The following is a 13,825-nucleotide window of genomic DNA, read 5'->3' as shown; positions in this document are numbered from 1 at the left end:
CAAAAATTGATCAATTCTCAACAATTAAACTAGATTTTGTAGGCTAATGAGGCTGAGCTATCTGCATCTCCTGAAGCTGGCTTGATGCCTGCTCCAGGAGATCATGATGAGTAATTTTCGAGATAATTGAGAAGTTACACGATGTGTAACGATTCTACACAATTAGCAGAACAGTACTTATTCGTGATCAGGATGCACAACAAAAATACCTGGGGCATTGCGTAGGTATTCATGGTAATCCATGCCATACCCAAAGATGTAATGATCTTCTACCTCAAGTCCTACAAAGTCAGCCTTTTGCAGACCGTTAGTCACTCTTTTGCGATATTTATCTACTAATACGGCACTGTAAACTTGTTTTGCACCCATGGACTTAATTTCATCAATAATTGCAGCCAGGGTAACTCCACCATCAAGTATGTCATCTACTATTAAAACAGTTCGACCTTCTAAATTAACAGACGGTTTAACCTTCCAATGAATTTCTCCTCCGGTGATATCTCCTCTATAGCGAGTTGCATGCACATAATCCACTTCTAAAGGAAAATCCAGACGATGCAGCAAGTTGCCTAAGGGAACCAATCCGCCAATCATGACACATAAAATGACCGGATTTTGATCCTGTAATTTTTCATGGATTTTAATGGCCATTCGATCAAGGGCTGCTTCTACTTCATTGGTAGTAAATAAACAGGTTGATTTTTCATAAACTTCCTTTATTTTATTAGGGATAGTCATTTAGTTTCCTTCGATATAGAGACTGATTTGTTATAGAACATGAATGGTGTAACTCAAAAATTAATTAATCTTTTATTTTGCCTGTTCCTGGAAATGGACTGACTTTGTTTCCATAACCCAGATTGTCCTTGACTTTAGCGGTACCTTGTTTTGTTACTTCATCAATTCGAAAGATTGAATGCATGGGTATATATGTACGCTTAACTCCATTAAATTCCATTTTCAGCTTTTCTTCAGAAGGATCTACAACTAAAGCGGTTTGTTCACCAAATACCAATTCCTCAACTTCAAGAAACCCAAACATTTCACTTTCTTTAATAGATCGTGCATATATCTCATAAATTGCTTCTTGATTAGCAAAAGTGATTTTAAACAATGTTTTTTTCGTCATGAATTTAACCTTTTCTTAAAGCAAACTGAAGTATACAAAAATATGAGTGCATTGTTCAAATAATTATACATTAATAATTAATTCGTTGCTGGTTGCAAGGGTGATTTATACTCTTTAACAAGAGGTTGCTCCACCGGTTGAGTTAATAAAGAGGGGCTTATGTATTCATATTTTTGGGCAATATAACAATAAAAGCCGGATGGGAATGGCCAAATCATCTTACCAACCTCATCAAAAAAGGTCAGTTTATTGAGAATGGATTTATTATTAATAGGAGGAATATAACCAAAATTGTTTAATGAGCATTGCCTATATCCTCTTTGCAAAAAAATTCTATTAAGATTAAAAGCAGTACGCATTTTAATTTTTCGATTATCATAACAATGTAATAATCCGCATTTCATAGCGGCACCCCATAAACTCCAGGGATTTATGTTTAATAATACGACAAGACCCATTGGTTTTAGAATTCGATCAATTTCATCGATTAGGGTATAACTGTTATCAAATGGTTCTAAAACCAAGGGCGCAATCACACAGTCAAGACTGTTTCTATTAAATGGTATTTGGCTAAATGAGCATTCCAGGCTGAATTTTTTATGAAGATCAAATGGAGAAGCTAACCATTTGTTGTTATAACGTAATGAATCCATCCAGGGATTATCACCACAATTACCCAGTTGTAACAGAGTATCCCCTTTCAAACAGTCTGTCAGAGGTTCTAATTGATTGGCAAACTCGTGCACAACAGACAAGCCAAGTGGTGATTGAAACCACAGGTTTAAGGCTTGATAATGTTTTAACTGCTGAGTAATCAACAAAATAGTACCTGTTTCTAATAGTTATATATTCATTGATCTACAATACAACGAGATTCAGATGCAAACAATTCATTTTGTAGATTTATATTAATCTCTATAAATTATTATTACAAAAGTTCATTAATGCATAATTTACTTCATGTTTAAGCCACTTCAATATCATTATTTCTCAATAAATACGGGTATTTCATCATTCGGAACTTAAGGAGCCGGCGTCACATGAGAGAACTGCACCATACGAATCTCTGTTTTGGATGACGTTTCCCAGGCTTTTGTGAACGATACCAATTATATAGGTTAACTATAGGATTAAATGTTAATTTGCGAGTAAAATTCGTGAAATTAAATGAGTTTTTAACTATAGTTAGAAATAATATACACTTTGAATATTAAATATGGTCCTAATAACGGATGAACAGAGACTGCAGGGAATCGGGCAACTTCTTGTCCTTGAAAAGCTATTAGAAAAATCTAAGGCAATTGAATATTATAAATCTGCGGCTTCTGAAAAAATTTCTTTAATCCAATATTTAGTAAAAAATAATATATTGAGTGCTGAACAAATTGCTTTAACTGCGGCACAAAATTTTGGTGTGCCAATGATTGATCTTAATTGTATTGATGTAGAGGCCATTCCAGCGAACTTAGTTAACGAAAAATTGATCCGACGCCATTCAATGATCCCTTTATTTACAAGGGGCAGTAATTTATACCTTGCAACGGATGACCCCAGTAAACAATCGTCACTTAAAGAAATACAGTTTCATACGGGATTGAATACTAATGCAATTGTTGTTGAAACCGATAAGTTGTCTGTATTGATTGAACGGTTACTGACAGCAAAAGAAAGTCAAGGTTTATCTGAATATGTTGATGACTCCAATGACCTGGAAGGCCTGGAAATCAGCGCTGATGATGAGGAACATGAAGGTGAAGTATCTACTTCGGTTACTGATGACGCCCCTATTGTAAAATTTGTTAATAAAATATTACTGGATGCCATTAAACAAGGTGCGTCTGATATCCATTTCGAACCCTATGAGCGCGAATATCGCATTCGTTACAGACAAGACGGTATTCTACATGAGGTAGCGACACCACCCGTTAGTTTGGCATCTCGCATCACGGCACGAATAAAGGTAATGTCCTGTCTTGATATTTCGGAACGAAGAATTCCACAAGATGGCGGCTTTAAAATGAAAATATCTAAAGCACGATCCATTGATTTCAGGGTCAGTACCTGCCCTACTTCGGGTGGAGAAAAGGTTGTCATGAGGATACTTGATCCTGGAACAGCCAAATTAGGGATTGAAGCTCTTGGCTTTAGCCCTATTCAACGATCACATTTCGTTAAAGCCATTGAGCGTCCTCAGGGCATGATTCTGGTAACAGGGCCTACTGGAAGTGGTAAGACAGTTACATTATATACGGCACTGAATATACTCAACACCATTGAAGTAAATATATCAACAGCTGAAGATCCCGTTGAAATTAAAGTTCCAGGGATTAATCAGGTTAATATTAATCCCAAAGCCGGTTTAACCTTCTCAGGAGCCCTACGCTCCTTTCTACGCCAAGATCCAGATATTATAATGGTTGGGGAGATTAGAGACTTTGAAACGGCTGAAATCGCAATTAAAGCCGCGCAAACAGGCCATTTAGTCCTATCAACCCTACATACAAATAGTGCTGCAGAAACCTTAAACCGATTAGTTAATATGGGCATCCCGACTTTTAATATTGCCAGTTCAGTGACGATTATAATAGCCCAACGTCTGGCAAGGAAATTATGTGAACATTGTAAAGTAGTTAGAGATGATTTCACCAATCAGGGTTTATTAGAGCTCGGTTTTAAAGAAAGTGATTTGTTGGATATTAAATTATATAAATCTGTGGGCTGCAATCAATGTACTAATGGTTATCGTGGACGTGTTGGACTGTTTGAAGTGCTTCCCATGACTAAAACAATAGGTCAACTCATTATGTCTGGAGGAAATTCTTTGGAAATTTTAAAAATAGCCCAATCAGAAGGTATGCTTACTATTTTTGAATCCGGTTTGGAAAAGGTGAGACAAGGAATTACCACCATAGAGGAGGTCAATCGGGTAACCGTTGATTAATTTCATGGATAAAAAAGCTAATCCGGTACTTACATTTCATTATGAAGGGATTAATAAATCGGGTCAAAAAATGATTGGCGAAATTGAGGCCAGAAGCTTGGCCATTGCTAAAGCTGACCTGAGAAAGCAAGGTATAGTCGCCAATAAGGTAGTAAAGAAAAGAAAACCATTTTTTGATAGAAAAAATAGAAAAATTAAACCCGGTGATATTACTGTATTCAGTCGTCAGTTAGCTACCATGATTGAGGCAGGAATTCCTCTGGTACAATCATTTGATATAGTAGCGAAGGGACAGTCCAATAAACGACTTAAGGATTTGATTGAAACGATAAAGCATGATGTTGAAACAGGTCTTACCTTATCTGAAGCTTTAGCCAAGCATCCTGCTTTTTTCAATGAATTATTTTGTAATCTTGTTGATGCGGGTGAAAAATCAGGTTCTTTGGATGTAATGTTGGATAAAGTAGCAACTTATAAAGAAAAAATTGAAACCATAAAAAAGAAAATTAAAAAAGCGCTCACCTATCCAATAGCTGTTATGGTTGTTGCCCTAATTGTAACAGCGGGATTATTGATCTTTGTTGTCCCACAATTTGAATCCTTATTTAAAGGTTTTGGGGCTGATTTACCTGCATTGACCGCCGCCGTAGTTAAAATGTCGAAATTTATGCAGGCTTATTGGTATTATGTATTCGGCACTTTGGGCGCTGTTATTTATGCTTTACTCTATGCAAAAAATCACTCGCCTAATTTCGCGCAAAATATGGATAGAATGTTATTAAAAGTTCCTGTAATCGGACCTATTCTTGAAAAAGCAGCTATAGCACGATTTACACGAACTTTATCCATTACTTTTGCTGCAGGACTACCACTGGTTGAAGCCTTAAAATCTGTTGCTGGAGCAACAGGTAATATCATATTTGCCAACGCCACGGAACAAATTCGCGAAGAAGTGTCTACCGGGCAACAAATGAATATCGCAATGGAAAATACTCATCTTTTTCCTAATATGGTCATTCAAATGGTTGCAATTGGTGAGGAATCGGGCGCATTAGAAAAGATGCTAGGGAAAGTAGCGGATTTTTATGAAGAAGATGTTGATAATGCAGTGGATGCTTTAAGTAGTTTATTGGAACCTATAATTATGTCAATATTGGGAATTCTGGTTGGCGGTCTAGTAGTTGCTATGTACCTGCCTATCTTTAAACTGGGATCCGCCGTCTAAACAAAAGAATGTTTCAGAACATAAAAGGACTTGAACTATAAATGATATACGAATTATTAAACTATAATCCTGCATTGATGTATCTGATCATCATCATTATTTCCCTGGCCATAGGAAGCTTGCTCAATGTAATCATCTACCGTCTGCCAATCATGTTACAGGCTGAATGGAGAGAACAATGCTGTGAGTTGTTGGATATTAAGGATAAAAAGAAACAGCCGACCCTCAATTTATTTTTGCCCAGATCTTTTTGTCCTGAATGTAAAACTCAGGTTAAGGCCTGGCAGAACATCCCTATTCTCAGTTATTTGTTATTAAGAGGCCGCTGTTTTTCCTGTAAGCATCCCATCTCTCTGCGTTATCCCTTCATAGAATTGCTAACGATGCTGTTGTCCTTATTTGCAAGTTGGCATTTTGGATTTACGTTACAATTGCTTTTTGTTTTATTAGGAATTTGGACGTTAATTTCATTAATCTTTATTGATCTGGATCATCAGTTATTACCAGACAGCCTGACGCTAGGTTTTTTATGGATTGGTCTTATCGCCAACACTCAGAATTTATTTGTACCGCTTCCCGTTGCTGTTTTGAGTTGTGCCGGGGCATATATCGGGCTTTGGCTGTTTATCCAGTTGTTCTATTTAATTACCGGTAAAATTGGGATGGGACATGGTGATTTTAAATTATTCGCAGCGTTTGGAGCCTGGTTCGGTTGGGTATATTTACCCTTAATTCTCTTGTTATCATCAATTAGTGGTGCAATTATTGGTATGATCTATTTGCATTTAAGTAAACAATCAAGAGATACAACGATACCTTTCGGCCCTTTTCTATGTGTCGCTGGCCTCGTTTCCATGTTTTGGGGACATGCAATTATTTCCTGGTATTTGCATTTTTGGCTTTAAGTCTATCAGCACCCTGCCGGTTTCAGGAGATCCCTCACTTCGTTCGGGATGACGTTCTTTTGAGAGTTTCGTCATCCTGAGTGCAGCGAAGGATCTCCTAATGCAGGCACAGTGCCACATTCAGGAGATCCCTCATTGCATTCGGGATGACGGTTGAGTTTCGTCATCCTGAACGCAGTGAAGGATCTCCCGATGCTAGCACTGTGCCGGATTTAAGGTATCGCTCACTCCGTTCGGGATGACGTTCTTTTGAGAGTTTCGTCATCCTGAGTGCAGCGAAGGATCTCCTAATGTAGGCACAGTGCCACATTCAGGCTTTTAATGAGATTCAATGTACTGATATGAATATTTTTTATAGTGTTTCGGTATCGGACTTACCATACATGGACCCTCCGCCTTCGCGGAGGGTGACGTAGATGGGATTCGGAGGGTGACGTAGATGGGATTCGGAGGGTGACGAGCATGGGATTCGGAGGGTTGACGGACACTCTTCGCTGTCTTCCGTCACCCTCCGCGAAGGCGGAGGGTCCATTCTTTATCATTGTGTTTGTGATTCACATAACCGCATTATTCGTGTGTACCCAGACCCTTTTAATGAGATTCAATGTACTGATATGAATATTTTTTATAGTGTTTCTGTATCGGACTTACCATACATGGACCCTCCGCCTTCGCGGAGGGTGACGTAGATGAGATGCAAAGGGTGGTGTAGATGGGACGCAGAGGGTGACGTAGATGGGATGCAAAGGGTGGCGTAGATGGGATGCAGAGGGTGGCGTAGATGGGATGCAGAGGGTGGAGGGGAATAGCGGAGGGTGATATATAAAAAATATAGATCGTCCAAGAACGTGTCGCGGGACGTCGAAATCGGAATGGTCAACACGCCCTACTTCCAGTACATTTTGATGGCATGATATAATGTGCCCATTTTGTGTACATGAGTAGATGCAAATCCAATGGGAATAAAAATCAATTCAGACCATCCGACTTTAGCGCTTAAAGCAAAAATAAACGAATTATGTGCTGACTTCCTAAAACGCAATGGACTTAATTATTTCCAATTTTTAAGATGTTATGATAACGGTTCTATAGGACTCTTAACCAATAATACCGGTCTTATTGAGCAGTTCCAGCATGTAGATAATGAACCAGTAGTTTTTTCTTCATTTGCAAATGAGCATCAATCCGCTTCATCATTTTGGTTTCTGTGGGATGAAGAGCTCCCTGAAATGCCCGTTCAATTCGCCAGAGAACAATTGAATATTCGCAATGGCATTACTCTGGTCAGAAGATCAAAAAACTATTACGACATGATCGCAGTAGCATCTCCTGTTGATCCTGAACATGCCGGGGCATTTTATCTCAACAAATTAAAACCCATTGAGCATTTTATAATTGACTTTGAAACAGCCAATAAAGAATTAATAGAGATAATGAATAAAAACCCTATCGCATTACCTGAACCATACAGAGATATTAATTATCAGAGTTTATGTCTCTCCCAAGGGACCCTATCTGTAATGGGTAAAACCGGACCCAGCCATATTACCGTCCAGGAATTAGCCTGTTTAAGATTATTGATTCAGGGTAAGTCGCACAAACAAATCGGACGCCTATTAGAGCTGTCTCCAAGAACTGTAGAAACCTATCTTCAACGAGTTAAACTGAGAACTGGGTTCGGTACCCTTCATGAAATGGAACACATGATTATGTTTTAAGTGGTTATTTGAAAGTCCAGTTTAATTCACTGTCCGTAACCAACCCGGACATACTTCTTAACTCAAATCGCTAAAATCTCCATAATATAATAACACTGGAGAAATCATGCACATCAAAAATCAGCCTCAATCAGCAACACACCTTTTAAAACAATTTTGTCTGGGCTATAACAAGCGCGACTTACCCCTGTTGTTGAATCTATTTACCGACAATGCAACGATGTGGGGTTCTGGAATGGATGAATATCGAGTTGGATTAACGGAAATACAACAACAACTAGAGCGTGACTGGAATCAATCGGAACAAGGCGAAATAGAAATTGTATCATTCATTCCCGGATCCAACGATTTACTATGGGCTGCCGCTCTGTGTAAAGCCCGTATAGTGATTGAAGGCACGCAACATGTATTCGAACAATTACGTGGTTCCATAGTGCTGTCAGAAGAAAATGGAACATGGAAAATCGCTCATATGCATGCCTCATTTCCAGATTACAGAAATGCCGAAAACAACTCCTTTCCAATAAAATGATTAAGTGTTTATGGAACTATAAAATAAAGTTGGCCAGGCTCTAAAATTCAGAAACAAAAACATGAGACCTCTTGCATTACCGGTGAATTTTGATTTAATGCAATGCAAAAAGTTTTGAAGAACGAAATTTACATCCGTAAATGAACACTCCAAAACCTTGCCTAAGGCGTTAATACAACAAAAGACGAACTCTTCAAGAGGTCTATTATCATTAAGGACTTGTACTATGATGCTACAGGATACACGTTCACGTTCTGAAGTTCTTGCCAATTTAAAACCCGATCTGCGTCAACATATTGCTGCGTTTCATCATGTTGAGCATCATTTTTTCTCTTTAATCAGTTGTAATCAGGTAAAATTGACGGATTTGACTCTTTTTGCCACTGGGGTTCAGGCCAGTGGTTTAAATCCGGCACTGGTGCAGCAAATCGATGCCTCTTTTTCAGCGAATCTGACTGATTGCCACTCATTTTACAAAGAACAGGAATTGCCCTGGGCATTAATTCTACCGGACTATTTTTATTCGGATCGCGTACAACTGTTTTTAGAACAGCATATGATGAGTTTATCTGATACGGGAGTTGCCATGGTTCGTTCAGCTAATGACATTCCTATCCCCACTCATCAATCATCATTAACAATACAAGAAATCAATGGAGATCTGGATACCTGGAGTATTCCTTTAATTCATGGCTTTGAGTCAACACCCGAAGTAACCGGTGTTTATACAGAACGCCATAAACTGGCAACCCAGCAAGGAGCAAAAATTCATCATTTATCCGGATTTATAGACAGTACAGTCGTCTGTTCTTTGACGATCTCAATATCAGCAGATTCAGCGCGAATTGATGATGTAGCGACCATGCCGGAATATCAAAATAGAGGTTATGCCACCCAAATTATCCATGCAGCCCTAAATTATTTGAAGCAATTAGATATTAATCACTGTTATCTGGAGGCTTCAAGTTCTGGCCTCTCCATATATCAACGTATCGGTTTTAAAGAGTTATTCAAGAATTATTACTATGAACCTCAATGAATGATAACCTCAGTAGCCTATATTAGGCGCAGCCGCACTACGGGACTTAGGGCTCTGAAATCCCCCGTATTACGGCTTCGCCTAATACGGGCTACGCAGTTTATTAGATCATCTATTATGCAAGTTGGGCTTTAAGAGGGATTATTTTCATGTATAGTTACTTTTGGCATGGATTTGGGTTTATATATCAATAAAACTGATTTAAATTTGAACTAATTCATGTTAACCTACCCTCTATTTTTTAAGCCTAAGCGACGCAATGAAATCAAACCAGTCCGTGAACCAAGATAACGCATTACCGCAATCATTCTCTCAATTACCTATACGAGAAGAATTGCTGAAAAGTATAGCGACCCTGAATTATGAAATCATGACCCCCATTCAGATGCACACTCTGCCCATCATGCTCAACAATGGAGACGTCATTGCACAGGCTAAGACCGGCAGTGGAAAGACAGCTGCTTTTGGATTGGCGCTGCTCAATAATTTAAAAATTGAATTTTTTGGCGCACAAGCACTTATTCTTTGTCCAACCCGTGAGCTGGCAGAGCAAGTAAGCCAGGCTTTAAGAAGAATTGCCTGTATGATGCCCAATGTAAAAATCATTAATCTATCCGGTGGAATCCCCATGAAACCCCAACTGGATTCCTTAAGGCATGGAGCTCATATTATTGTAGGTACACCCGGTCGAATTTTAAAACATTTAAACAAAGAATCGCTTAATCTATCAAAGATAAAAACATTGGTTTTAGACGAAGCCGATAGAATGCTTGATATGGGTTTCCTGGATGACATTAAAACCATCATTTCAGCCTGCCCAGGACATCGACAAACTCTGCTGTTCTCAGCAACATACCCTGAAGAAATCAAATTAATCTCAAAACAATTCATGCGAAATCCGCAAGAAGTACTGATTGAAACACCCCACGCTGAATTTGATATTGAGCAGCGATTTTATGAAGTAAGCAAACAAGCAAATAAATTCCCCTTATTAAAATCCATGCTGTTACATTACAAGCCAGGCTCTGCCTTGATTTTCTGTAATACCAAGCAACAAACCGCTGATGTAACCGATCAGCTCATTCAGGAAGGTTTTAGTGCTGTAGCCTTAAATGGTGATATGGAACAGGTAGATCGCGATCTGGCGGTCCTGCGCTTTGCGAATCAAAGTTGCTCCTTTTTAGTTGCTACAGATGTTGCTGCCCGTGGGCTTGATATAAAAGAATTACCGGCTGTAATAAATTTTGATCTGGCTTTTGATCATGATGTACATGTTCATCGTATAGGGCGAACTGGAAGAGCAGGAAATAAAGGTCTGGCGCTAAGTATTACCACTCCAGCAGATGCGCAACGTATTGGCGCTATAGAAGACCAATTAAACCATCCTTTAACCTGGGGCAACATCACTGAATTATTAAATAGTAAAGGAGCCATAATCGCTCCTGAAATGATCACCTTATGTATCGCTTCTGGAAAAAAAGATAAAATTCGGCCTGGGGATATTTTAGGAGCACTCACAAAAGATGCAGGGCTGGATGGCAGTACAGTAGGAAAAATTGATATTTCACTATTTAACTCGTACGTCGCAATTCATCGCAGTCAAGCAGATAAGGCGCTGGCATATTTAAAAAATGGTACATTAAAAGGACGCAGAATTTCTGCAAGAACCATCAAATAAAAAACCGGATTCTGTTTATTATTCAGGCCACTCTTTATCCCCAAACAAAGGACCAAAGACGGCAGGTTGATTCAAACTGAGACTCCAGAAGAAATTACCCATATCATAATGCCACCATTCATATTGATATGAGGTAAACCCCACCCCCTCCATTGCCAATCGAAGGATCCTTCGATTATCCCTGATTAATTTATCTTCAGGGGTTAACTCTTCCAACAGATCAAAATAGTCCCTGTGTGCTCTGTCAGAACATTCATCAAATGGGGTTCCCATGTCCAATGGCAGGCCGGTTTCCACATCAAATAAAGTCAGGTCTATTGCTCCCCCACTCAAATGAGGAGCACAATAATCATCACCCAGTGCAGACGGGAGAGCCACAAATTTGCGAGTTTCCGCAAAATTCTCTTCATCACTTAAGTGCGGCATTTTCTTCTTTATTTCTTCACGCATCCAATCAAAAAGTGCGGCCTGAGTGGCCCTTGACCTATAAACATCCCAGACAAGGATGCCATATCCTGAAGGCAAATGTTCAAGAACCTTAATGATGCTGCTGAGTACTATTGATCTGCCGTATATATAAGGTTGGGGACTAAATCCAGAGTTAAAATAGACTGGCTCCACTTTAAGACGAGGATGAAGTTGATTATGAAATTCAACCGATTCAAAATCATGTGTATCAAATTGATTCTTATTCATGTCGATTATTTAATTAAACAGTGTACTCAATATACATGATTATACGTCATAAACTGAGTGATTATCATTAAATACTTTAATGCAGGCATCTACTATTTCCTCAGAAAAAAGAATGCCTCGACCCTTTCGTAACTGTTCAAAAGCAACCTCAATCCCAAATGCAGGTCTATAGGGACGGTGAGATGTAACCGCCTCAACTACATCCGCTACAGCCAGAATTTTGGCCTCTAGAAGAATTTCATCTCCTTTTAACCCTCGAGGATAACCACTACCATCCAATCGCTCATGATGCTGTAAAATAATTTCTGCAATAGGCCAGGGGAAGTGTACATTTTTTAAAATCTCATACCCTACAGTACTGTGTGTTTTAACCAGTTCAAACTCAAGCTGAGTTAATTGACCAGGTTTATTAAGAATGGAAATCGGGATGCCCATTTTACCAATATCATGCATTTCTGCAGCAAGTCGAAGACCGTAGATCTGGTCTTCGGATAGACCTAATTCATGAGCTATCACAGCGGCCAGACAAGCAACCCGTCGTTGATGTTCTGCGGTATAAGGATCACTTTGTTTCATAGCAATGGTTAGAGCCACAGCCAATTCGCTGATACCTCGTAACATTTCTTGCGCATGATTTTTCCGCTCAATCTCAATTTTTTTGCGCTCAGTGATGTCTTCTCCAATAGATGCTGAACCAATAACGGCACCGGAGGGCGACATCAACAACGAATTATTCCAGTGAATTAATAAACGCTCGCCATTCCTGGTAAGAATTTCATTTTCATAATGAGATACAATTTCTTCATTTTTAATTAATTTATTAAATACTTCCAAAATAGACGTGGTTTGTTCTTTGGGAATGAACAAATCAAACCAGTTTTTGCCTATTATTTCGTCATACGACCATCCGGATAATTTTAATAAAAAATCATTACAATCCAAAATGGTAGCCTGACGATCCAATATTACTGAAATTAGCTCAACATTATGCAACATATGGGAAAATCGCCGCTCGCTTTCGCGCAATTGTTCCAATGCTTCATGCCTAATACTGATATCCTCTGCTACTCCAGAAGTACGAACCAACTGATTGGATTCATTAAAAATGGGAAACGTTCGCGCATGGATCCATTTTGTTTCACCATCCGGACGCACTATTCTAAAAACATCATCAAAATACCCTGTCTCTAACTGCTTGAAATACTTCAAGTAGATGCGTTCTTTATCCTCAGGATGCACTGATTTAATCCAGGCATCAGATGTGGTATACAGTTCAGATAAAGGTCGTCCCCAAATCTGTTCGTAAGCAGGACTAATATATAAATAATTCCCAGTGCTGTTTTCTATAAGAAAAAAGACATCATTAATAGATTCAGCCATCTGTCGAAAAAGAGCTTCGCTTTGACTCAATTTTTTTTGTGTTTTGTTTAATTCTCGAAGATCGGAGACCAAAGCCAAAATTGAATTGTTATCTGCAACCAAAAATTTTATATGTGCCTGAAAATACTTCCCATTTTTAGGTATTAAATGATATTCATAAATAATGTTATTATTTTTGGTGTATTTATGTTGATTTAGCTCTATCTGTTCTGCTTCTGAATCATGAAAGATATTTTTAATATTGAGTTTTTTTATCTCATCTTTCCTGTATTCAAGCATGCTGCATAAATTAGCATTAGCATACCTGACATTTCCCCTATCATCATAAATAAAGACACCATCAAACATTTGATCAAGCAGAAAGATGTAAGGATCGTTCATCCTGATTACTTCCTTTTAAAACAATTTACCTACCATTAACGCTAAAATTACGAATTTAATGCAAAAACCGAATATCATTATGTCCATATTTTGAACTATCTAATTATTATAGCTCATTTATAATTACAATTTGGAGTATTTCAGGGTGTGTTGATAATTCATCAATTTAGTCAAAACGTCCCGCGACTTTTTCTGAACGTT

The 13,825-nt window shown here is 38.5% G+C and carries 12 protein-coding genes; 7 read left to right on the top strand and 5 right to left on the bottom strand.

All coding sequences use genetic code 11. The features are described from left to right. Window positions 1-177: 177 nt before the first annotated feature. The 3 genes from IZU94_RS04510 to IZU94_RS04500 form a co-directional block, all read right to left on the bottom strand. Complete coding sequence (locus tag IZU94_RS04510; protein WP_203108435.1) at window positions 178-738, bottom strand: hypoxanthine-guanine phosphoribosyltransferase; 561 nt, start codon at window positions 736-738, stop codon at window positions 178-180. A 64-nt stretch (window positions 739-802) separates the two neighbouring features. Next, window positions 803-1,129, bottom strand: coding sequence for a DUF1820 family protein (locus IZU94_RS04505; RefSeq protein WP_203108433.1), 327 nt, complete (start codon window positions 1,127-1,129; stop codon window positions 803-805). Window positions 1,130-1,206: 77 nt separating this feature from the next. Next, complete coding sequence (locus IZU94_RS04500) at window positions 1,207-1,950, bottom strand: methyltransferase domain-containing protein (protein WP_203108431.1); 744 nt, start codon at window positions 1,948-1,950, stop codon at window positions 1,207-1,209. Window positions 1,951-2,345: 395 nt separating this feature from the next. Between IZU94_RS04500 and pilB the strand changes: the two genes are divergently transcribed. The 7 genes from pilB (at window position 2,346) to dbpA (ending at window position 11,167) form a co-directional block, all read left to right on the top strand. Next, a complete protein-coding gene (pilB, locus tag IZU94_RS04495; protein WP_203108429.1) occupies window positions 2,346-4,070 on the top strand; it encodes a type IV-A pilus assembly ATPase PilB in 1,725 nt (574 codons plus the stop codon). Between the two features lie 4 nt (window positions 4,071-4,074). Beyond that, on the top strand, window positions 4,075-5,295 hold the full coding sequence (locus tag IZU94_RS04490; protein WP_203108427.1) for a type II secretion system F family protein: 1,221 nt from the start codon (window positions 4,075-4,077) through the stop codon (window positions 5,293-5,295). 41 nt (window positions 5,296-5,336) lie between these two features. After that, entirely contained in the window at window positions 5,337-6,200 is an 864-nt protein-coding gene (locus IZU94_RS04485; protein WP_203108425.1) for a prepilin peptidase, read from the top strand. Window positions 6,201-7,156: 956 nt separating this feature from the next. Next, the gene (locus IZU94_RS04480) at window positions 7,157-7,918 is read left to right on the top strand and encodes a helix-turn-helix transcriptional regulator (RefSeq protein WP_203108423.1); all 762 of its coding nucleotides are present in this window, start codon (window positions 7,157-7,159) and stop codon (window positions 7,916-7,918) included. 106 nt (window positions 7,919-8,024) lie between these two features. Continuing rightward, on the top strand, window positions 8,025-8,450 hold the full coding sequence (locus IZU94_RS04475; RefSeq protein ID WP_238400554.1) for a YybH family protein: 426 nt from the start codon (window positions 8,025-8,027) through the stop codon (window positions 8,448-8,450). A gap of 226 nt (window positions 8,451-8,676) precedes the next feature. Further along, window positions 8,677-9,489, top strand: coding sequence for a GNAT family N-acetyltransferase (locus IZU94_RS04470; RefSeq protein WP_203108421.1), 813 nt, complete (start codon window positions 8,677-8,679; stop codon window positions 9,487-9,489). A 277-nt stretch (window positions 9,490-9,766) separates the two neighbouring features. Further along, the gene (gene dbpA / locus IZU94_RS04465) at window positions 9,767-11,167 is read left to right on the top strand and encodes an ATP-dependent RNA helicase DbpA (RefSeq protein WP_369410937.1); all 1,401 of its coding nucleotides are present in this window, start codon (window positions 9,767-9,769) and stop codon (window positions 11,165-11,167) included. A gap of 18 nt (window positions 11,168-11,185) precedes the next feature. Here the strand turns inward: dbpA and IZU94_RS04460 are convergent, their stop codons facing one another. Together IZU94_RS04460 and IZU94_RS04455 are read right to left on the bottom strand one after the other, a co-directional pair. After that, the gene (locus IZU94_RS04460; RefSeq protein WP_203108417.1) at window positions 11,186-11,863 is read right to left on the bottom strand and encodes a M15 family metallopeptidase; all 678 of its coding nucleotides are present in this window, start codon (window positions 11,861-11,863) and stop codon (window positions 11,186-11,188) included. Window positions 11,864-11,902: 39 nt separating this feature from the next. Beyond that, window positions 11,903-13,624 (bottom strand): PAS domain S-box protein, encoded by a 1,722-nt coding sequence (locus tag IZU94_RS04455; RefSeq protein WP_203108415.1) that lies wholly within the window; start codon window positions 13,622-13,624, stop codon window positions 11,903-11,905. Window positions 13,625-13,825: the final 201 nt, after the last annotated feature.

It is taken from the genome of Legionella bononiensis, assembly GCF_016786215.1.
Classification (GTDB): Bacteria; Pseudomonadota; Gammaproteobacteria; order Legionellales; family Legionellaceae; genus Legionella; species Legionella bononiensis.
Note: the sequence above shows the minus strand (reverse complement) of the source record. Positions and strands in the feature narration are given on the sequence as shown.